Source organism: Streptomyces sp. G45, from assembly GCF_049542095.1.
GTDB lineage: Bacteria > Actinomycetota > Actinomycetes > Streptomycetales > Streptomycetaceae > Streptomyces.
The window spans coordinates 8,735,069-8,758,253 of record NZ_JBMUZU010000001.1; the positions used below are offsets into that span (position 1 = coordinate 8,735,069).

The following is a 23,185-nucleotide window of genomic DNA, read 5'->3' on the forward strand; positions in this document are numbered from 1 at the left end:
CGTGCCGGACTGGCTGGCCGGTGACGGTTCGCGGCTCTACCGCACCGGTGACCTGGGGCGTTGGCTGCCGGACGGCACGCTGGAGTACGTCGGCCGCAACGACCACCAGGTCAAGGTCCGTGGGTTCCGCGTGGAGCTGGGGGAGATCGAGACCCGGCTGGTGGAGCTGGACGGTGTGCGGGAGGCCGTGGTGGTGGCCCATGGCGAGCGCCTCGACGCCTACGTCGTTCCCGATGGTGGCGGCGGTGTCGAGGTGGAGGCGCTGCGCGGGGCGCTGGGTGCGGTGTTGCCGTCGTACATGGTGCCGTCGGCGTTCGTGGCGCTGGACGTGCTGCCGCTGACCGCGAACGGCAAAGTCGATCGGGACAAGCTGCCCGCGCCGGACGGCGGAGCGGTCGTGGCACGCGGATACCAGGCACCGGCCGGTGTCGTGGAGGAGGTCCTGGCGGGCATCTGGGCGGACCTGCTGGGCGTCGAACGGGTCGGCCGCCACGACGACTTCTTCGAACTCGGCGGCCACTCCCTCCTCGCGGTCTCCCTGGTGGAGCGGATGCGGCAGGCCGGGCTGACGTGTGACGTGCGGGCGGTGTTCGCCACGCCGACCGTGGCCGGGCTCGCGGCGGCGGTCGCGGAGGGGGACGGCGCGGAAGTGCCGGTGCCGCCGAACGCGATCCCGGTGGGCGCTGAGGTGATCACGCCGGGGATGCTGCCGCTGGTGTCGCTGACCGAGGAGGAGATCGCTACGGTGGTCGCCTCGGTTCCGGGCGGCGCCGCGAACGTGCAGGACGTCTATCCGCTGGCTCCGCTTCAGGAGGGCATCTTCTTCCACCACTTGGTCGGTGGGGAGGGCGACGCGTATCTGCTGTCGAGTGTGTCGGTGGTGCCGTCGCGGGAGTGGGTGGACGAGTTCGCCGGGGCCTTGCAGGCCGTGGTGGACCGGCACGACATCCTGCGGACCTCGCTCGTGTGGGAAGGGTTGCCGCAACCGGTCCAGGTGGTCTGGCGTGAGTCCCCGCTCCCGGTCGAGGAAATACGCCTGGACGGCGCGGCGGACGCGACCGCCGAACTCCTGTCGCGCTACGACCCGCGGCGGCTCCGGCTGGATCTGGCCCAGGCGCCACTCCTGCGCGTGGTGACGGCGTACGACGAGCTGAACGACCGCTGGCTGCTCCTGGTCCTGATGCACCACCTGATCGGCGACCACACCACGCTGGAGGCCATGCAGGAGGAGGTCGGGGCCGTCCTGGCCGGACGCGCCGAGGCCCTGCCCGAGCCGGTGCCGTACCGCAACGTCGTCGCCCAGGCCGTGCTCGGCATGCCCCGGCAGCAGCACGAGGAGTTCTTCAGCGAGCTGCTCGGCGACATCGACGAGCCGACCGCGCCGTACGGCATCCTCGACGTACGAGGCGACGGCACCAGCATCGTGGAAGCACAGGCCGCGGTGGGCGCCGACCTGGCTCAGGGCATCAGGGAGCAGGCGCGCCGAGCCGGGGTGTCCTCGGCGAGCGTGTGCCACCTGGCGTGGAGTCTCGTGCTGTCACGGCTGACGGGCCGGTCGGACGTGGTGTTCGGCACCGTGCTGTTCGGGCGGATGCAGGCCGGTGCGGGCGCTGAGCGCGGGCTCGGCCTGTTCATCAACACTCTGCCTGTCCGGATCGAGGCAGGTGACCAGGGGGTCCTGGACGCGGTCCGGGACACACACGGGCTGCTGGCGGAGGTCCTGCGTCACGAGTACGCGCCGCTGGTGCTCGCCCAGGGGTGCAGCCAGGTCCCGGCGGGGCTGCCGCTGTTCACCAGCCTCTTCAACTACCGGCACAGCGCCCCGGCGAACTCGCCTACGGCTTCCACGGCTTCCACGGCTCCCACGGCTTCCGTCGCTTCCGTGGCGTTCGAGGGCGACGAGGCGATCCCCGGCTTCCAGGCGCTGTACAGCGAGGAACGCACCAACTATCCGGTCCTGGTGTCGATCGACGACTGGGGCGAGGCGGGCCTCACGATCACGACCCAGGTGGACGACCGGCTGGACCCGGAGCGACTGTGCGGTCTGCTGACGGCGGCACTGCGCGAGCTCACGGACGCGCTGGCGACCGATCCGGACGCGGCGGTTTCGGGGCTCGATGTGCTGCCGGATGCGGAACGTGCCCTGGTTGTGGGCGAGTTCAACGCTACGGAGACCTCGATCGACGCGGACGCGCGCGTGCATGAGCTGTTCGAGGCGCGGGCGCGTGTGTCTCCGGATGCGGTGGCCGTGGTGCACGGTGATGTGTCGGTGTCGTACGGGGAGTTGGACCGTGCGGCGAATCGGGTGGCGCGCAGGTTGCGGGCCGAGGGTGTGGGGCCGGATGTGCGGGTGGGGGTGTGTGCTCGGCGTGGCGTGCCGTTGGTGACGGCGATGTTGGGGGTGTTGAAGGCGGGCGGTGCGTATGTGCCGCTTGACCCTTCATATCCGGCGGAGCGGTTGGCGTTCATGCTCGCCGACGCCCGGCCCGCGCTGGTCCTGACCGACAGCGTTGATCTCGCCTTGGAGGGCGTGCCTGCCTTGGACCTCGCCGCCGACTTCGTCGATGAGCTGGTGACGGATCTAGTGCCGTTGGCCCGCTCTGCGGATGTGGCGTATGTGATGTATACGTCGGGGTCGACGGGGGTGCCGAAGGGTGTGGCGGTGGAGCACCGCAACATCGTGCGGCTGGTGGTGGACAACCCGGCGGTGGTGTTCGAGCCGGGGGATCGGGTGGCGTTCGCGGCGAACCCGTCGTTTGACGCGGCGACGTGGGAGGTGTGGGGGCCGCTTCTCAATGGCGGTGCCGTGGTGGTCGTGGACCAGGAGGATGTGCTGGATGCTGGGCGGTTCGCGGAGGTGTTGCGGGCGCGGTCGGTGTCGGTGTTGTGGATGACGGTGGGCTTGTTCAACCAGTACCACATGGTGTTGCGCGAAGTGCTGGGCCAGTTGCGGTACTTGGTGGTCGGCGGGGATGTGCTCGACCCGAGCGTCATGGCCGCGATAGTGGGCGGTCCGGAGCAGGTGCTGAACGGGTATGGGCCGACGGAGTCGACGACGTTCGCGGCCATGCACCGGATCGAGTCGCTGCCAGTCGGTCGGAGTGTGCCGATTGGTCGTCCGATCGGCAATACGCGGATCTATCTGGTGGATGGTCGGGGTCGACCGGTGCCGGTGGGTGCGGTGGGGGAGCTGTTCATCGGCGGCTTGGGTGTGGCGCGTGGCTATTTGGGTCGTCCTGGTCTGACGGCTGAGCGGTTCGTGCCGGACTGGCTAACCGGTGACGGCTCGCGGCTCTATCGGACGGGTGACCTGGGGCGTTGGCTGCCGGACGGGACCATTGAGTTCGTCGGCCGTGACGACCATCAGGTGAAGGTCCGTGGCTACCGGGTCGAACTCGGCGAGATCGAGGCGCGTCTCCTGGAGGCCGAGGGCGTCAAGGAAGCCGTCGTGGTCGCCCGTGACGATCGCCTCGACGCGTACTACGTCCCCGACGGCGACGGCAGCGCCGACGCGGAGGCGCTGCGGGGCGCTCTGAGCGACGTGCTGCCGTCCTACATGCTGCCCTCCGCCTTCGTGGCGCTGGACGCGCTCCCGCTGACCACGAACGGCAAGGTCGACCGGGAGAAGCTGCCGACACCGGGTGCCGACGCGCTGGTGCAGCGCGGCTACCAGGAACCCGTGGGCGCGGTCGAGGAAGTCCTGGCCGGGATCTGGACGGACCTGCTGGGCGTCGAACAGGTCGGCCGCCACGACGACTTCTTCGAACTCGGCGGCCACTCCCTCCTCGCGGTCTCCCTCGTGGAGCGGATGCGACAGTCCGGCCTGGAGTGTGACATCCGCGCCGTCTTCACCACCCCGACCGTCGCCGGACTCGCCGCCGCAGTCGAGGCCGGGGGCGGCACGGAGATACAGGTGCCACCGAATCTGATTCCCGACGTTCACCGGAGCGATGCTGACGGTGGCCGGAAGATGGAGATCGACCTATGAGCATCGACGAGCTGCTGGTGGAGATCCGGGCACGGTCCGTCGAACTCCGGCGCATCGGTGACGACCTGAAGGTACGCGGACCCGAAGACGCCCTGGACGGCCCGCTGGTCCAGGAGTTGCGGACGCACAAGGAGCAACTCCTGGCCCAGATCGGACCGGGCGACTCCGACTGGTGGAGCCCACCGTTCCGGATCACGTCGGAGATGCTGCCGCTGGTGTCGCTGACCGAGGAGGAGATCGCGAAAGTGGTCGCCTCAGTGCCCGGCGGCGCCGCGAACGTCCAGGACGTCTATCCGCTGGCCCCGCTTCAGGAGGGCATCTTCTTCCACCACTTGGTCGGTGGGGAGGGCGACGCGTATCTGCTGTCGAGCGTGTTGGCGGTGCCGTCGCGGGAGTGGGTGGACGAGTTCGCCGGGGCCTTGCAGGCCGTGGTGGACCGGCACGACATCCTGCGGACGTCGATCGTGTGGGAGGGGCTGCCGCAGCCCGTCCAGGTGGTGTGGCGGCACGCCGAGGCCCCGGTGGAAGAGGTCACGCTCGACGGCGGAGGCCCCGACGCCGGGGACACGGACGGCGGAGGCGGTCACGGCGCCGCCGCCGCACAGCTGCTGGCGCGCTTCGACCCCCGTCGGTTCCGCCTCGACCTCCAGCGAGCGCCACTGCTGCGCGTGGTGACGGCGTACGACGAGCCGAACGACCGCTGGCTGCTCCTGGTCCTGATGCACCACCTCATGGGCGACCACACCACCATGGACGTCCTGCACGAGGAGATCGGCGCCCTGCTGGCCGGGCGGACAGAGGCGCTGCCGGAACCGGTGCCGTACCGCAACGTGGTCGCCCAGGCGGTGCTCGGCACGAGCCGCGACGAGCAGGAGGAGTTCTTCACCGGCCTGCTCGGCGACGTCGACGAGCCGACGGCCCCGTACGGAATCCTGGACGTCCGTGGCGACGGCACCGGCATCGTCGAGGCACGGGCAGCCATTGAGGCCGAGGTCGCCGCGACCGTGCGGGAACAGGCACGCCAGGCCGGGGTGTCCCCGGCGAGTGTGTGCCATCTGGCGTGGAGTCTGGTCCTGTCGCGGTTGACGGGCCGGTCGGATGTGGTGTTCGGGACCGTGCTGTTCGGGCGGATGCAGGTCGGTGCGGGCGCGGAGCGCGGGCTCGGCCTGTTCATCAACACCCTGCCGGTGCGGTTCGACGTCGCCGAGCAGAACGTCCTCGACGCCGTCCGGGACACGCACCGGCTACTGGCGGAGGTGCTGCGGCACGAGCACACCCCGCTGGTCCTAGCCCAGGGGTGCAGCCAGGTCCCGACCGGGCTCCCCCTGTTCACCAGCCTGCTCAACTACCGGCACAGCCCTGAGCCCGAGTCACCCACTCCCGACGCTGCCGACGGCGGTTTCGAGGTGCTGCACAGTCAGGAGCGGACGAACTATCCGGTCGTGGTGTCGGTCGATGACGTCGGTGGTTCGGGGTTCGTGGTGACGGCTCAGGTGGATGAGCGGGTGGATGCGGGGCGTGTGTGTGCGTTGTTGGTGAACGCGGTGCGGGGGGTCGGTCGGGCGTTGGAGGCCGGTTCGGGTGTGTCGGTGGGTGCGGTGGAGGTGTTGCCGGAGGCGGAACGCGCGCTGGTCGTTGAGGGGTTCAATGACACCGGTACGTCCGTGGACACTCGGGTGTGCGTGCATGAGCTGTTCGAGGCACGGGCCACGGCGACCCCGGACGCGGTCGCGGTGGTCCACGGTGATGTGTCGGTCTCGTACGCGGAGCTGAACCGCACGGCGAACCAGATCGCCCACCGGCTGCGGTCAGCGGGCGTCGGCCCCGAGACGCGGGTGGGGATCTGCGCCTATCGCGGTGCGGGCCTGGTGGCGGCGATGTTGGGGGTGTTGAAGGTGGGCGGCGCGTATGTGCCGCTTGACCCGTCCTATCCGGCGGAGCGGTTGGCGTTCATGCTCGCCGACGCGCGGCCCGCGCTGGTGCTGACCGACGGGGTGGAGTGGGCGACGGGCGATGTGCCGGTCGTCGACCTGGCCGATGTCACCGACGAGCCGGACGTGGAGGTGCCGTGGGTGGGGGCGTCTTCGTCGTTGGGTGTGGCGTATGTGATGTATACGTCGGGGTCGACGGGGGTGCCGAAGGGTGTGGCGGTGGAGCACCGCAACATTGTGCGGCTGGTGGTGGACAACCCGGCGGTGGTGTTCGAGCCGGGGGATCGGGTGGCGTTCGCGGCCAATCCTTCGTTTGACGCGGCGACGTGGGAGGTGTGGGGACCGCTCCTCAATGGCGGTGCCGTGGTGGTCGTGGAGCAGGACGTGGTGCTGGATGCTGGGCGGTTCGCGGAGGTGTTGCGCGGGCGGTCGGTGTCGGTGTTGTGGATGACGGTGGGCTTGTTCAACCAGTACCACTCCGCGCTCGGTGAAGTGCTGGGCCAGTTGCGGTACTTGGTGGTGGGTGGGGACGTTCTCGACCCGACCATCATGGCCGCGATAGTGGGCGGTCCGGAGCATGTGCTGAATGGGTACGGGCCGACGGAGTCGACGACGTTCGCGGCCATGCACCGGATCGAGTCGCTGCCAGTCGGTCGGAGTGTGCCCATCGGGCGTCCGATCGGTAACACCCGCATCTACCTCGTCGACCCAGAGGGCCACCCGGTGCCGGTGGGTGCGGTGGGGGAGCTGTTCATCGGTGGCTTGGGCGTGGCGCGCGGGTACTTGGGGCGTCCGGGGCTGACGGCTGAGCGGTTCGTGCCGGACTGGCTGACCGCTGACGGCTCGCGGCTCTATCGGACGGGTGACCTGGGGCGTTGGCTGCCGGACGGGACCATTGAGTTCGTCGGCCGTGACGACCATCAGGTGAAGGTCCGTGGCTACCGGGTCGAACTCGGCGAGATCGAGGCGCGTCTCCTGGAGGCCGAGGGCGTCAAGGAAGCCGTCGTGGTCGCCCGTGACGATCGCCTCGACGCGTACTACGTCCCCCAGGACGAGAAGTGCACCGAGGCCGCGCGGTTGCGCGAGGCACTGGCGGCGAGCCTGCCCTCGTACATGGTGCCGTCGGCCTTCGTCGCGCTGGACGCGCTGCCGCTGACCGCGAACGGCAAGGTCGACCGGGACAAGCTGCCCGCGCCGGACGTCGGCGCGGTCGTGGTGCGCGGCTATGAGGCGCCCAGTGGTGTGGTGGAAGAGGCTCTGGCCGGGATCTGGGCGGAGCTGCTGGGCGTCGAACAGGTCGGCCGCCACGACGACTTCTTCGAACTCGGCGGTCATTCTCTGCTCGCGATCTCCCTGGTGGAGCGGATGCGGCAGGCCGGGCTGTCCTGTGACGTCCGGGCGGTCTTCGCGAGCCCCACCGTCACCGCCCTGGCGGCGGCGGTGGCGGAAGGGCCCGGCGCGGAGGTGCCCGTACCGCCCAACGCGATACCGGCGGGTGCCGAGGCGATCACCCCCGACATGCTGCCGCTCGTGGAGCTGACCCAGGAACAGATCACGAAGATCGTCGCCTCGGTGCCGGGCGGGGCCACGAACGTGCAGGACATCTACCCCCTCGCCCCGCTCCAGGAAGGCATCTTCTTCCACCACCTGGTACGGGAGGAGTCGGACCCGTACCTGATCTCCGTGTCGCTGGCTGCGGAGTCCCGGTCGGCGGTCGACCGGTTCACCAGGGCCCTGCAGGCGGTGGTGGACCGGCACGACATCCTGCGGACGTCCATCGTGTGGGAAGGGCTGCCGCAGCCCGTCCAGGTGGTCTGGCGGCACGCGGACCTGGTGGTCGAAGAGGTGCCGGTCGAAGATGTGTCCACCGAGGCCGCGCAGGGCCCGACCAGGCCGGTGCCGGACGCGCTCGCCCCCCAGCGGCACAGCATGGAGCTGGGCGTGGCGCCGCTGCTCCGCATCCTCGTCGGGTACGACACCGCCCGACAGCGGTGGCTCATGACCCTCCTGCGGCATCACATCATCGACGACAACACATCCGTCGGCGCCCTGGTCGCCGAAGTGGAAGCGCACCTCGCCGGACGCGCCGAGACACTGCCCGAGCCGGTCCCGTACCGCAACGTCGTCGCCCAGGCCGTGCTCGGCACGCCCCGGCACGAGCACGAGGAGTTCTTCACCGGCCTGCTCGGCGACGTCGACGAGCCGACCGCGCCGTACGGCATCCTCGACGTCCACGGCGACGGCACAGGTGTCGCCGAGGCGCGCCTCGATGTGGACGGCGCCTTGGCGCGGCGCGTCCGCGAGCAGGCGCGCCGGGCCGGTGTGACCCCGGCGAGCCTGTGTCACGTGGCGTGGAGCCTCGTCCTGTCCCGGCTTACGGGCCGTGCGGACGTGGTGTTCGGCACGGTCCTGTTCGGGCGGATGCAGGCTGGCCGCGGTGCCGAGCGCGGGCTCGGGCTCTTCATCAACACCCTGCCGGTACGGGTCGGCGTCGACACCCGTGGTGTGCTGGAGGCCACGCGGGACACCCACGGGCTGCTGGCCGATCTGCTGCGGCACGAGCACGCCCCGCTGGTCCTCGCCCAAGGGTGCGCCCAGGTCCCGACCGGGCTCCCCCTGTTCACCAGCCTGCTCAACTACCGGCACACCCCGGAAACACCCACCCCCGACACGACCGCCCCCGACACCGGCGTGGACGTACTCGGCGGCCACCAGCGCACCAACTACCCCGTCGTGATGTCCGTCGACGACGGCGGCACCGGTGGCGCGGGCTTCGCCGTCACGGCCCAGGTCGACGACCGGCTGGACCCGGAACGGATGTGCGCCCTGCTGGTCGCCGCCCTGGACACGCTCTCGCGGAACCTCGCCGACGACGTGACGACGCCCCTCTCCGACCTCGACGTCCTGCCCGTGAGCGAACATGAGCTGGTGGTACGGGAGTTCAACCCGGCCGACGAGACACCGGCGCCGCGCTCCACCCTGCACGAGCTGTTCCAGGTCAGGGCCCACGCGACGCCCGACGCGGTCGCCGTGACCTACGGGCACACCCATGTCACGTACCAGGGGCTGAACGAGCGGGCGAATCGCGTTGCCCACCGGTGCCGGGCCGCAGGCGTGGGGCCTGACGTCCGCGTCGGCATCTGCGCCGAGCGGGGCACGGAACTCGTCGCCGCGATCCTGGGGGTGCTCAAGGCCGGTGGCGCGTATGTGCCCCTGGACCCGTCGTACCCGGCCGAGCGCCTCGCCTTCATGCTCGCCGACGCCCGGCCCGCGCTGGTCCTGACCGACGGCCCCGCGTCGACGGCGCTGATCGAGACCGCGGCAGGTGACACCGCCGCCCTGGTCCTGGACCTGACGACGGACTTCGCTGACGGCCCTGCGACCGACCTGCCGCCGCTGTCCTCGCCTTCGGACGCGGCGTACGTGATCTACACGTCCGGGTCGACGGGCGTGCCGAAGGGTGTCGTGGTGGAGCACCGGCAGGTGGTCCGGCTGTTCTCGGCGACTCAGGACCGATTCGGGTTCGGTCCTGCGGATGTGTGGGCGCTGTGCCATTCGTACGCGTTCGACTTCTCGGTGTGGGAGATCTGGGGCGCGCTGCTGCACGGCGGCAGGCTCGTCGTCGTACCCAGTGACGTCGTCCGCGCTCCGGAGGAGTTGTGGGGGCTGGTGTGCGCGGCCGGGGTGACGGTGCTGTGTCAAACGCCCGGGGCCTTCGCGCGGCTGGCGGACGTACGCGTACGCACCGGCGTCAGCCAGGACCAGTTGCGGTATGTGATCTTCGGTGGGGAGGCGTTGGAGGTCGCTTCGCTGCGGCCGTGGTGCGACACCGTGGGCGATGACGGTCCCGTGCTGGTGAACATGTACGGCATCACCGAGACGACCGTGCACGTGACCGGGCAGGTGGTCACACCGGACACCACCGGCGGCCTCGGGGGTTCGCTGATCGGGCGGCCCATCCCGGACCTGCGGGTCTACCTCGTCGACCCAGAGGGCCGCCCGGTGCCGGTGGGTGCGGTCGGCGAGCTGTTCATCGGTGGCCTGGGTGTGGCCCGGGGCTATCTGGGGCGGCCTGGGCTGACGGCTGAGCGTTTCGTGCCGGACTGGTTCACTGGTGACGGCACACGGCTGTACCGGACCGGTGACCTCGGCCGCTGGCTGCCGGACGGCACGTTGGAGTACGTGGGTCGTCATGACCACCAGGTGAAGGTCCGTGGCTACCGGATCGAGCTGGGGGAGATCGAGACACGGCTCCTCGACAGCGAGGGTGTACGGCAGGCCGTCGTGGTGGCCCGTGGTGATCGGCTTGACGCCTACTACGTCCCTGCCGACGGTGTGCGCGTCGAGGTCGACGCGCTGCGTGGCGTGCTGGCGGCGAGCCTGCCCTCGTACATGGTGCCGTCGGCGTTCGTGGCGCTGGACGCGCTGCCGCTGACCGCGAACGGCAAGGTCGACCGGGGCAGGTTACCCGTGCCGGACGGTGGCGCGGTCGTGGTGCGTGGCTATGAGGCGCCCAGTGGTGTGGTGGAAGAGGCTCTGGCCGGGATCTGGGCGGAGCTGCTGGGTGTGGAGCGGGTGGGGCGTTACGACGATTTCTTCGAACTGGGCGGTCATTCGCTGCTCGCGGTGTCCCTGGTGGAGCGGATGCGGCAGGCCGGGCTGTCCTGTGACGTCCGGGCGGTCTTCGCGAGCCCCACCGTCACCGCCCTGGCGGCGGCGACCGCACAAGGCGGCAGTGGCGAGACGCCGGTGCCGCCGAACGCCATCCCGGCGGGCGCCGAGGCGATCACCCCGGACATGCTGCCGCTCGTGGAGCTGACCCAGGAGCAGATCACGAAGATCGTCGCCTCGGTGCCGGGTGGGGCCGCGAACGTGCAGGACATCTACCCCCTCGCGCCGCTCCAAGAGGGCATCCTCTTCCACCACCTCATGGGCGGCGACACGGACCCGTACCTGGTGTCGTACCTGCTGCCGGTCGGCACGCGGGACGAGGCGGACCGGTTCACCGCCGCGCTCCAGGCCGTGGTGGACCGGCACGACATCCTGCGCACGTCCGTGGCGTGGGACGGCCTCGCGCGGCCGGTGCAGATCGTGTGGCGCCGGGCCGCGCTGCCCGTCGAAGAAGTGGCCCTGGATGGCGCCGCGGACGCGGACGCGGAACTCCTGGCACGGTTCGACCCGCTCCGCTACCGCCTCGGCCTGGACCGGGCGCCGCTGCTGCGCGTCGTCAGGGCGTACGACGAGCCCCACGACCGCTGGCTGCTGCTCGTCCTCATGCACCACCTCATCGGCGACCACACGACGCTTGAGGTGATGCAGGAGGAGATCGCGGCGGTCCTGGCAGGCCGCGCCGACGCGCTGCCGGAGCCGGTGCCGTACCGCGACGCCGTCGCCCGGGCGACCCTGGGAACCGGCCGCGCGGAGCACGAGGAGTTCTTCACCCAGCTGCTCGGCGACATCGACGAGCCGACCGCGCCGTACGGCATCCTCGACGTACGCGGCGACGGCACCGGCATCACCGAAGCACACGTCGAGGTCCCGACCGAACTGGTCCACGAACTGCGGCGGCAGGCGCGGCGCGCCGGTGTCTCCCCGGCGAGCGTGTGCCACCTGGCGTGGAGCGTGGTCCTGTCACGCCTGACGGGCCGTTCCGACGTGGTGTTCGGCACGGTGCTGTTCGGGCGGACACAGGCCGGTGCGGGCGCTGAACGCGGGCTCGGGCTCTTCATCAACACCCTTCCCGTACGCGTCGACGTGGCGTGGCAGGGCGTTCTCGACGCCGTCCGCGACACCCAGCGGCTGCTGTCCGAGCTGCTGCGGCACGAGCACGCGCCCCTCGTGCTCGCGCAGGGGTGCAGCCAAGTCCCCGCCGGACAGCCGCTGTTCACGACACTGCTGAACTACCGGCACAGCTCCACGGCCCGCCCGGTGGCGACCCGCGCCGCCGCGCCCGCGGCCTCCACCGGCGACGGGGCCGCGTTCCAGGTGCTGCACAGCCAGGAGCGCACCAACTATCCGATCGTGCTCTCGGTCAACGACCTCGGCGTCGCCGGACTCGGCATCTCGGCACAGGCGGACGACCGCCTCGACGCCCACCGCGTCGCCGACCTGATGGTGGCGGCCGTACGCGAACTCACCCACGCCCTGGGCGATCGCCCCACGGCCCCGGTCGCGGGCTTCGACGTCCTGCCCGATGCCGAACTCGCCACCCTGATCGAGGACTTCAACGACACCCGCACCCCCGTTGACACGCAGGTGTGTGTGCATGAGCTGTTCGAGGCGCGAGCGCGGACGACCCCCGACGCGGTGGCGCTGGTCCACGGCGCGGGCCAGATGTCGTACGCGGAGCTGAACCGCGCCGCGAACCGGATCGCGCACCGGCTGCGCGCCGAAGGGGTCGGCCCCGATGCGCGCGTGGGGCTGTACGCGCACCGCGGAGTGCCACTGGTCGCCGCGATCCTGGGGGTGCTCAAGTCCGGTGGCGCGTATGTGCCCCTGGACCCGTCGTACCCGGCCGAGCGCCTGGCGTTCATGCTGGCCGACTCCCGGCCCGCGGTGGTCCTGACCGACGGCACCGCGCTGGACGCGGACGCCGTCCCGGCACCCCTCCCGGTCCTGGACCTGACCGGCGACTTCACCGACGGCCCCGAGACCGACCTGCCGAACGCCGCCTCCGCGACGGACGCCGCGTACGTCATCTACACCTCCGGCTCCACCGGCACGCCCAAGGGCGTGGTCGTCGAGCACCGCTCGGTCGTGAACCGCGTCCGCTGGATGCAGCGCGCCTACCCGATCGGCGCGGACGACGTGATCCTCCAGAAGACCCCCATGTCGTTCGACGTCTCCGTCTGGGAGTTCTTCTGGTGGGCGACGGAAGGGGCCTCGCTGTGCCTGCTGGAGCCGGGCGGCGAGAAGGACCCGGACGCCGTCATCGCCGCCGTGGAGCGCGCCGGAGTGACCACGGTGCACTTCGTCCCGGCCATGCTCGGCGCGTTCCTCGACGCGGTCGACGCGGTCGACGCCGTCGAGCTGGCTGACGCGGCCAAGCCGACTGACACATTCAAGACAGCTGACGCGGCCAAGACGGCAGCCGACGGCGCGGGTGAGGCCGCTCGCAGGCCCCAACTCGCCACGCTGCGCCAGGTGTTCGCGAGCGGCGAGGCCCTTCCGCCGCATCTCGTACGGCGGTTCCACCGGACCTTCCACGGCCCCGAGCGGCCGAGCCTGATCAACCTGTACGGGCCGACCGAGGCCACCGTCGACGTGACGCACCACGCGTGCCGCGACGCCGACCCGGCGGTCGTCCCGATCGGGCGGCCCATCGACAACACCCGGATCCACGTAGTGGACGGTTCCGGGCGCCCGGTGCCGGTGGGTGTGGTGGGGGAGCTGTTCATCGGCGGTCTGGGTGTGGCCCGTGGCTACCTCGGGCGGCCCGGTCTGACGGCGGGGCGGTTCGTGCCCGACTGGTTCACCGGTGACGGCTCGCGGCTCTACCGCACCGGTGACCTGGGGCGTTGGCTGCCGGACGGCACATTGGAGTACGTCGGCCGCAATGACCACCAGGTGAAGGTCCGTGGCTATCGGATCGAGCTGGGGGAGATCGAGGCGCGGCTCCTCGACCAGGAAGCCGTGCGGGAAGCCGTGGTGGTCGCCCGCGGGGACCGGATCGACGCCTACTACGTCCCTGCCGATGACGTGCGCGTCGAGGTCGACGCGCTGCGTGCCGCGCTGGCGGCGAGCCTGCCCTCGTACATGGTGCCGTCGGCCTTCGTCGCGTTGGACGCGCTGCCGCTGACCCCGAACGGCAAGGTCGACCGGGGCAGGTTGCCCGCACCCGGCGTCGGCGCGGTGGTGACGCGCGGCTATCGGGCACCGGCGGGCGTGGTGGAGGAAGTGCTCGCCGCCCTCTGGTCGGAGCTGCTTGGCGTGGAGCGCGTCGGCCGCGACGACGACTTCTTCGCACTCGGCGGCCACTCCCTCCTCGCGGTCACCCTGGTCGGACGGATGCGGCAGGCCGGGCTCCCCTGCGACGTGCGGGCCGTCTTCGCCGCGCCCACGGTCGCCGGGCTCGCCGCCGCGGTGGCGGACGGGGGCGAGGGCGAGGTGCCGGTCCCGCCGAACGCGATCCCCGCGGGCGCCGAGGCGATCACGCCGGACATGCTGCCGCTGGTGGAGCTGACCGAGGAGCAGATCGCGGACGTGGTCGCCTCGGTGCCCGGCGGCGCCGCGAACGTCCAGGACGTCTACCCCCTCGCCCCGCTCCAGGAAGGCATCTTCTTCCACCACCTCATGGGCGGCGACGGAGACCCCTACCTCGGCCAGAGCCTGTACGCGGCCCGCAGCAGGGAAGCCCTCGTCGCCCTGACGACCGCGCTGCAAACCGTCGTGGACCGGCACGACATCCTGCGGACGTCGATCGTGTGGGAGGGTCTGCCCCAGCCCGTCCAGGTGGTCCACCGGCGGGCCCAGCTGCCGGTGGACGAGGTGACGGTCACGACGGCCACGACGGCCACGACCGGCCAGGCGCACGCGAAGGAGGCCGCGCCCGCGACGCACGGCGGCCCCCCGGACGCGGTGGCATGGCTCCAGGACCGCTACGACCCCCGCCGGTTCCGCCTCGACCTCAACCGGGCGCCGCTGCTGCGAGCGGTCATCACGTACGACGAGCCGAACGACCGCTGGCTGCTCCTGGTCCTGATGCACCACCTGGCCGGTGACAACGCGACCTGGAACGTCCTCCAGAAGGAGATCGGCGCCGTCCTGGCCGACCGCGCCGACGCGCTGCCCGACCCGGTCCCGTACCGCGACGCCGTGGCCCAGGCCGTGCTCGGCACGGCCAAGGACGCGCACGACGCGTTCTTCACGGACCTCCTCGGCGACGTGGACGAGCCGACCGCGCCGTACGGCATCCTCGACGTACGAGGCGACGGCACCGGCATCGCCGAGGCCCGCCTCGACCTGGACGCGACCCTGTCCCGGCAGGTCAGGGAGCAGGCGCGCCGGGCAGGTGTGTCACCGGCCAGCCTGTGCCACCTGGCGTGGGGCATGGCGCTGTCCCGGCTGACCGGCCGCACGGACGTGGTGTTCGGCACGGTCCTCCTGGGCCGCACCCGGGCCGGGACCGGCGCGGAACGGGCGGTGGGCCTGTTCATCAACACCCTGCCGGTACGGGTCGACGTCGGCGCCCGGAGCGCTCTGGACGGGGTCCGCGACACGCAGCGCCTGCTGGCCCAGCTGCTGCGGCACGAGCACGCGCCCCTCGTGCTCGCGCAGGGGTGCAGCCAAGTCCCCGCCGGGCAGCCGCTGTTCACCAGCCTCCTCAACTACCGGCACGGCTCCCCGACGGACCCGGCCACCGCCGAGACGGACCTGTCCGGCATCGAGGTGCTGCACAGCCAGGAGCGCACCAACTACCCGGTCGCCATGTCCGTGGACGACGTCGACGGGGCGGGGTTCGTGGTCACCGCCCAGGTGGACGACCGCTTGGACGGCGACCGGCTCTGCGCTCTGCTGGCGGTGGCGCTGCGGGAGCTGACGCGGGCCCTGGCATCCGACGCGTCGGCGCCGGTGGCGGGCCTGGACGTGCTGCCGGAGCGCGAACGGGAGCTAGTGGTGGGCGAGTTCAACGCCACCGATGTGCCCGTCGACGCGTCCGCGCGGGTACACGAGCTGTTCGAGGCCCAGGTGCGGGCCGAGCCGGACGCCCTCGCCGTCACACACGGCGACGTTCGGCTGTCGTACGCGGAGCTGAACGCGCGAGCCAATCAGATCGCCCACCGGCTGCGGTCGGCGAACGTCGGGCCCGACGTACGGGTGGGGATCTGCGCCCGGCGCGGGGTTCCTCTGCTGGCGGCGATGCTGGGGGTGCTGAAGGCGGGGGGCGCGTATGTGCCGATCGACCCGTCCTACCCGGCCGAGCGGCTGGCGTTCATGCTCGGGGACTCCCGGCCCGCGGTGGTCCTGACCGACGGCACCAGCCTCGACACGGACGGCATACCGGTCCTGGACCTGGCCGCTGACTTCACCGACGAGCCGGATACGGATGTGCCGGGTGTCGCGTCGGCTGGGGATGTGGCGTATGTGATCTATACGTCGGGGTCGACGGGGGTGCCGAAGGGTGTCGCGGTGGAGCACCGCAACATCGTGCGGCTGGTGGTGGGCAACCCGTTCGTGGTGTTCGGTGCGGGGGACCGGGCGGCGTTCGCGGCGAATCCGTCCTTCGACGCGGCGACGTGGGAGATCTGGGGGCCGCTGGTCAACGGCGGCGCAGTGGTGGTGATGGACCAGGACGTGGTGCTGGACCCCCGGCGGTTGTCGGCTTCGCTGGTGGAGCAGGAGGTGTCGGCGTGGTTCACCACGACCGCGCTGTTCAACCAGGCCGCCACACTCGTCCCCGGGGGCTTCGGCGGGCTGCGGTATCTGCTGACCGGTGGTGAGCGTTGTGATCCGGCCGCCTTCGCCCGCGTACTCGGCAGCGGCAGTGCCCCTGAGCATCTGGTGCACTGCTATGGGCCGACGGAGACGACGACCTTCGCCAGCACCTTCGAGGTGACTGAAGTCGCCGACGGTCAGGAGACCCTGCCGATCGGTCGCCCGATCGGCAATACGCGGATCTATCTGGTGGATGGTCAGGGTCGTCCGGTGCCGGTGGGTGCGGTGGGGGAGCTGTTCATCGGCGGATTGGGTGTGGCCCGTGGCTATTTGGGTCGTCCTGGGCTGACGGGTGAGCGGTTCGTGCCGGACTGGTTCACCGGGGACGGTTCGCGGCTCTATCGGACGGGTGACCTGGGGCGTTGGCTGCCGGACGGCACGATCGAGTTTGTCGGCCGTAACGACCATCAGGTCAAGATTCGGGGCTATCGCATCGAACTCGGGGAAATCGAAGCCCGGTTGCTCGACCAGGACTCCGTACGGGAAGCCGTGCTCCTCGCCCGAGGCGACCGTCTGCACGCCTACTACGTCCCCGACGCCACCGACGGGCGCGATGGCGCGGCCGTCGGAGCCCTGCGCCACGCGCTCAGCGACAGCCTGCCGTCCTACATGGTGCCGTCGGCCTTCGTCGCGCTGGACGCGCTGCCGCTGACCGCGAACGGCAAGGTCGACCGGGACAAGCTGCCCGCTCCGGACGACGACGCGATGGCGACCCGTGGCCACCAGGCACCGACCGGGCCCGTCGAAGAGGCACTGGCGGAGATCTGGGCGGACCTCCTGGGCGTCGAACGCGTCGGCCGCGACGACGACTTCTTCGAACTCGGCGGGCACTCCCTCCTCGCCGTCTCCCTGGTGGAGCGCATGCGGCAGGCCGGGCTGGCCTGCGACGTCCGCGCGGTGTTCACGGCACCGACGGTCGCCGGACTCGCCGCCGCCGTCGAGGACGGAGACGGCACCGAGGTACCGATCCCGCCGAACGCGATCCCGGCGGACGCCGAGGCCATCACCCCGGACATGCTCCCGCTGGTGGAGCTGACCGAGGAGCAGATCGCCAAGGTCGCCGCCACGGTGCCGGGCGGGCCCGCGAACATCCAGGACGTCTACCCGCTCGCCCCGCTCCAGGAAGGCTTCCTCTTCCACCACGCGATGCACGACGAGGGCGACCCGTATCTGCTGTCCTTCCTGCTCACCATGGACACCCGGGCCGCCGTGGAGCAGTTCACGGCCGCCGTGCAGGCCGTACTCGACCGGCACGACATCCTGCGTACGGCGGTCGTCTGGGAGGGACTTCCCCGGCCCGTCCAGGTGGTGTGGCGGCGGGCCGCGCTGCCCGTCGAGGAAGTGTCACTCGACGCGGGCGGCGACGCCGCCGCCGCGCTCCAGACCCGCTACGAGCCCCGGCACTACCGGCTCGACCTGAGCACCGCGCCCCTGCTGCGCGTGGTCAGGGCGTACGACAAGCCCAACGGGCGGTGGCTGCTGCTGGTGCTCATGCACCACCTCGTCGGCGACCACACCACCATGGACGTCGTGCAGGAGGAGATCGGGGCGATCCTCGCGGGCCGCGCCGACCGGCTGCCCGAGCCCGTGCCCTACCGGAACGTCGTCGCGCAGGCCGTCCTGGGCGCCGCCCGGCACGAGCACGAGGAGTTCTTCACCGGCCTGCTCGGCGACGTCGACGAGCCGACCGCCCCGTACGGCCTCCTCGACGTGCGCGGCGACGGGACCCGGATGGGTGCCGTGTCCGTCGAGGTGGACGCGGCGGTCGCGCGGACGCTGCGGGAACAGGCACACCGGCGGGGCGTGTCCCCGGCGAGCCTGTGCCACCTCGCCTGGGGGCTCGCGCTGTCGCGGCTGACCGGCCGCACGGACGTGGTGTTCGGCACCGGCCTGTTCGGGCGGATGAGCGGCGGCGCCGGAGCCGACCGGGGCATCGGCCTGTTCATCAACACCCTGCCGGTACGGCTCGGCATCGGCGCGGAGACCGTGGCGGACGGCGTGCGGCGCACCCACCGGCTGCTCGCCGACCTGCTCGCGCACGAACACGCCCCGCTGATGCTGGCCCAGCGGTGCAGCGGCGTCGCCGCACCGGCACCGCTGTTCACCAGCCTGCTCGTCTACCGGTACAGCCCGGTGACCGACACCGACGCCGGAACGGAAGCGGCGGACCCCGAGGCGGCCTCCGAGGCGGCCCCGTGGTCGGGCGTGCGGATGCTCCAGGCCGACGAGCGCACCACCTACCCCGTCGACGTCACGGTCGACGACCTCGGGGCAGGCTTCGTGCTGACCGTGAAGGTGGCCGAACCCGTCGACCCGCGGCGGGTGTGCGCGCTGTTCGACACCGCCCTCACCACCCTGGCCGAGGCCCTGGCGGAGGCGCCCGACACCCCCGTGCGGGACCTCGACGTGCTGCCCGCCGACGAGCGCGCCCTCCTCCTGACCACCTTCCCCGAGGCGGCCGACCGCCGGGTGCGCCTCCTCGACCCGCAGGGCCGCCCGGTGCCGATCGGCGTGGTCGGCGAACTGACCACCGACGAGACGGGCGCCGGGCCGCGGCGCACCGGCGAGCACGGCCGCTGGCGCGCCGACGGCACCCTCGACCTGGTGACCCAGGGAGAGACGGGCGGCCAGGCCCACGCCGAGGGCGCGTACACGGAGTACGAGGCTCCGCGCGGCGCGGTCGAGGAGCGGATCGCGGAGATCTGGGAGCGGGTGCTCGGCGTGGACCGCGTCGGGCGGCACGACAGCTTCTTCGACCGCGGCGGCCAGTCCCTGCTGGCCGTCCAGGTCGGGCTTGAGTGCAAGCGGGCGGGGCTCGACGTGACGATCGCCGACCTGTTCGCGCACCCCAGGCTCGCCGACCTGGCGACGGCCCTGGCGGGGCGCGCGGCGACGGCACAGACGGCCGCCGGTGCCTCAACGGACACGGCCCCGGCGGACGCGGCCGAAACGGGCAGCCCCGAGTCGGGAACCCCCGAGGTGGCCACACCCGGGCTGGGCTCCCCCGAGCCGGGCACCCTTGAGGCCGTCGCGCCTCCCGCCGACGTACCGGAGGACCGCGCCCTGCTGCTGCGCGCCGGAAACCCCGACCGCCCCCCGCTGTTCCTCGTCCACGACGGCGACGGATACCTGCTGTACGGGCGGGCCCTGCTGCCGTACCTCGACGACGACCAGCCGGTCTACGGCCTTCCCGTCGACCCCGCCGGGCCCGACGGCCTGCGGACCGTCGAGGGCGCCGCCGCCCGGATGGTCCAGCTGATCCAGGAGGTCCAGGCCGACGGCCCGTACCGGGTGGCCGGATACTCCAGCGGCGGAACGCTCGCGTACGAGATCGCGGCCCAACTCCTCGGCCAGGACCAGGCGGTGACGTTCGTCGGCCTGATCGACACGCACTTCCCCGGCGACGCCGGTGCCTTCGCCGACGTCCTGGACAGCGACACCGACTTCGCCCAGCGCATGTTCGAGCGGATGGCGCGGGGCGACGCGGACCGGGAGGCGAAGGTGCGCGAACTCGTCGCGTCCGGGCCGCACGACTTCACCACGCTGGTCGAAGCCGCCCAGGAGGTCGCGCCGCTGGGCGTCACCGCTGCGGAGTTCCGGGCCGCGGTGTCCGCCATGCGGGCCATGCTGCGCGCCGAGACGCAGTACGTGGTGCGGCCGAGCCCCGCCCCCGTGCACCTGTTCCGGGCCGCGGAACCCACCGGGGCCACACCCGACGAACTGCTCGGCTGGGGGCGGGTCCTGACCCGGGACGCGGTCACCGTGACCACCGTCCCCGGCGACCACCAGACGATGCTGACGGCACCCCACCTGGACCGCTTCGGCGCGGACTTCGCCGCCGCGCTGCGCGCCACGGAAACGCCGCCGCACACCACGCGAGCACAGCCGCGCGCCGCGGGAACACCGCCGCGCACGCCTCCGCGCACCGCCCCCCACCAGCCGGTGGTGCCCCTCCAGCGCGGCCGGTCCGGCGCGCACCCGACGGTGGTGTGCGTGCCCGGGGCGGGCGCGGGCGCCGTCGCCTTCGGAGACCTGGCGGCCGCGCTCGGCCGGGACTGGACCGTGTACGGCCTCCAGCCGCGCGGCCTGGACGGCACGGGCCTGCCGCACAGCGGCGTGCCCGCGGCGGCCCGCGCCTACCTCGACGGGCTCGCCCGCGCCGGAGTCAGGGGGCCGCTGCACCTGGTCGGCCACTCGTTCGGCGGCTGGGTGGCGTACGAGATGGCCGCCGCGCTGCGCGACCAGGGCCGGGACGTCGCCCTGACCGTCGTCGACAGCGACGTGCCCGACGCGGCGGACGCGCCGCGCCGCCACCGCAGCCACCGCCAGGTCCTGTCCCGCTGGCTGGAGATCTTCGAGCTGATGGCCGGACGGCCGCTGGAACTGGACGCCGAACGGCTCGCGGACCAGCCGCCGACCGCGCAACTCGCCGCCGTCCACGGCCGACTCGTCGCCTGCGGCCTCGCCTCCGCGCGCACATCGCCCGCCTACTTGCACGGCCCCCTGACCACGTTCGCGGCCGCCGTGCGGACCATGTACACGCCCCAGCGGGCCTACCCGGGCCCCGTACGCATGGTGTTCGCCGACGACCCCCGGCTGAGCCGGGCGGAGAACGACCGGGAGTTCGCCGAGCGGCGGCGCGGCTGGTCCGCCTGGATCGCCGACCTGCGGGTGTCCACCGCCCCCGGCAACCACATGACGGCCCTCGACCCGCCCCACGTCGACGCCCTCGCCGCGCTCCTGCGGCAGCGCCCCGACGACGGCCCGGCGCCGACGCCCCGATGACACCCCGAGAGCACCCGGACGACCCCCCGACCCCCGGACCCCCCGGGCCCCGGACGCCCCCGGTCGCGTCGCTGAGCAGCCGCTGACCGGCCGCTGAGCGAAAGCACGCCGGGCATGTCCGCGGACCCGCCCGCGGCCCATGATGGGCCTGCGGACACCGCCGCCCCCCGCGTTCCGGAAGGCCCGGAACCGCGCTTCCGAAAGGACCCGACCCGTGATCAACGTATTCGACGACCCGGACGGCGAGTTCGTCGCCGTGGTGAACGCGGAGAACCAGCACGCGCTGTGGCCCACCGCCCTCGACGTGCCCGGCGGCTGGACCGTCGTCCACGGCCCCGACACCCGGCAGAACTGCCTCGACCACATCGAGAACAACTGGACCGACATGCGCCCGGCGAGCCTCGTCCGGGAGTCCGCCGGGCGCTGACGGCCCGCGCGGAAACGGGGAAGGAGAGGGAGAGCAGTGGCATCCATCGAACTGTCGGCCCGCACCGGCGGCCTGCACGACCTGGTGACCGCGCGGGCCCGGTCCACGCCCGGCGCCGTGGCGGTCACGGTCGGCTCCGCGTCGCTCGGGTACGGCGACCTGGTCGACCGCGCCGAACGGCTCGCCCGGCGCTTGCGCGACGCCGGGGTGCGGCCCGGGGACTTCGTCGGCGTCGCCGTGGACCGCTCCCTCGACGCCGTGACCGGGCTCCTCGGCGTCCTCATGTCCGGCGCCGCGTACGTGCCGCTCGCCGCGGAACTCCCCGCCGAGCGGATCCGGGCCGTCGCCGCCGACGCGCGCATCGGCGTCGTCACCGGATCGGGCGCCTCCGTCGCCGGGGCGATCCGCGCCCGCTGGATCCCCGCCGACGGCACCGGACCCGCCGACGGGCACCTGCCGGACTCCGACCCCGACCGGCCCGCGTACGCGATCTTCACGTCCGGCTCGACCGGGCGGCCCAAGGGCGTGGTGGTGCCGCACCGGGCGGTCGTCGCCTCGACCCGGGCCCGGTTCGCGGTCTACCCGTACGACGACGTCCGCTACGTCATGCTCGCGCCGCTCACCATCGACGCCGCCGTCGCGGGCCTGTTCTTCACGCTCGCCGCCGGTGGCCGCCTGGTGCTGCCCACCCCGGACGAGGTGCTCGACCTCCAGCTCCTCGCCGACCTGGTCCACGACCAGCGGGCCAGCCACCTGGACGGGCTGCCCTCGCAGTACGCGGCGCTGCTGCGCTTCCACCCCGAGGCGCTGACCGGCCTGCGGTGCGTCATCACCGGTGGCGAGAGCCTGCACCACGCCGTGGTCCGCGACCACCTGGCGACCCTGCCCGAGACCGCGCTGTTCAACGAGTACGGGCCCACCGAGAGCACCGTGTGGGCCACCGCGCACCGCTGCGGCGCCGCCGACACCGGCCCGCTCGTGCCCATCGGACGGCCCATCAGCGGTGTGCGGGCGACCGTCCGCGGCGCCGACCTGGCCCCCGCCGAACCCGGCGCCCTCGGCGAGATCTACCTCGCCGGTGCCGGGCTCGCCTGGCACTACCTGGGGCGGCCCGCGCAGACCGCGGAGCGCTTCGTCGCCGACCCCGACCCGCGCTTCCCCGGCCAGCGCATGTACCGCACCGGCGACTTGGGGCACCTCACACCCGACGGCGAGCTGGTCTTCCAGGGGCGCGACGACAACCTGGTCAAGGTGCGCGGCTTCCGCGTCGAACTCGGCGAACTGGAGGCGCACCTGCTGCAACACCCCGACCTGGCGGACGCGGCCGTCGTACCGCACCCTTCCCCGACCGGCCTGCGCCTGGTCGCGGTGGTCGCGTTCGCCCCGGGCCGGTCGGCCGGAGGCCGGGCCCTGTCCGTCTTCCTGGCCGACCGGCTGCCCGCCTACATGGTGCCGAGCCGCTGGCGCCGGGTGCCCGAACTGCCGCGCACCGGCAACGGCAAGGTCGACCGGGCCCTGCTGCGCGACTCCGCCCTCACCGTGGGCGAGGAACTCCCGGCCTGACCCCGGCCGACCTCCGTACCGCGCTCCGCGTAGTACGGAGAAGGACCGGACCGGCCC

The 23,185-nt window shown here is 72.3% G+C and carries 3 protein-coding genes and 3 pseudogenes; all 6 read left to right on the forward strand.

Translation table 11 applies throughout. The annotated features are described in order from the left end of the window. Window position 1 precedes the first annotated feature (1 nt). Window positions 2-3,988 carry an amino acid adenylation domain-containing protein gene (locus ACOBQU_RS37295; protein WP_423633642.1) on the forward strand — a complete coding sequence of 1,329 codons (3,987 nt, stop codon included), beginning with the start codon at window positions 2-4 and terminating at the stop codon, window positions 3,986-3,988. 203 nt (window positions 3,989-4,191) lie between these two features. After that, window positions 4,192-12,120, forward strand: a pseudogene (locus tag ACOBQU_RS37300) (amino acid adenylation domain-containing protein); the annotation flags it as partial. A 132-nt stretch (window positions 12,121-12,252) separates the two neighbouring features. Then, window positions 12,253-13,737 (forward strand): annotated as a pseudogene (locus ACOBQU_RS37305) (non-ribosomal peptide synthetase); the annotation flags it as partial. Window positions 13,738-13,827: 90 nt separating this feature from the next. Beyond that, window positions 13,828-21,138, forward strand: a pseudogene (locus tag ACOBQU_RS37310) (amino acid adenylation domain-containing protein); the annotation flags it as partial. A 214-nt stretch (window positions 21,139-21,352) separates the two neighbouring features. Continuing rightward, window positions 21,353-21,565 carry an MbtH family protein gene (locus ACOBQU_RS37315; RefSeq protein ID WP_423633644.1) on the forward strand — a complete coding sequence of 71 codons (213 nt, stop codon included), beginning with the start codon at window positions 21,353-21,355 and terminating at the stop codon, window positions 21,563-21,565. Window positions 21,566-21,601: 36 nt separating this feature from the next. Next, window positions 21,602-23,128: an amino acid adenylation domain-containing protein gene (locus ACOBQU_RS37320; RefSeq protein ID WP_423633646.1), complete on the forward strand. Its 1,527-nt coding sequence runs from the start codon at window positions 21,602-21,604 to the stop codon at window positions 23,126-23,128. Window positions 23,129-23,185 lie beyond the last annotated feature (57 nt).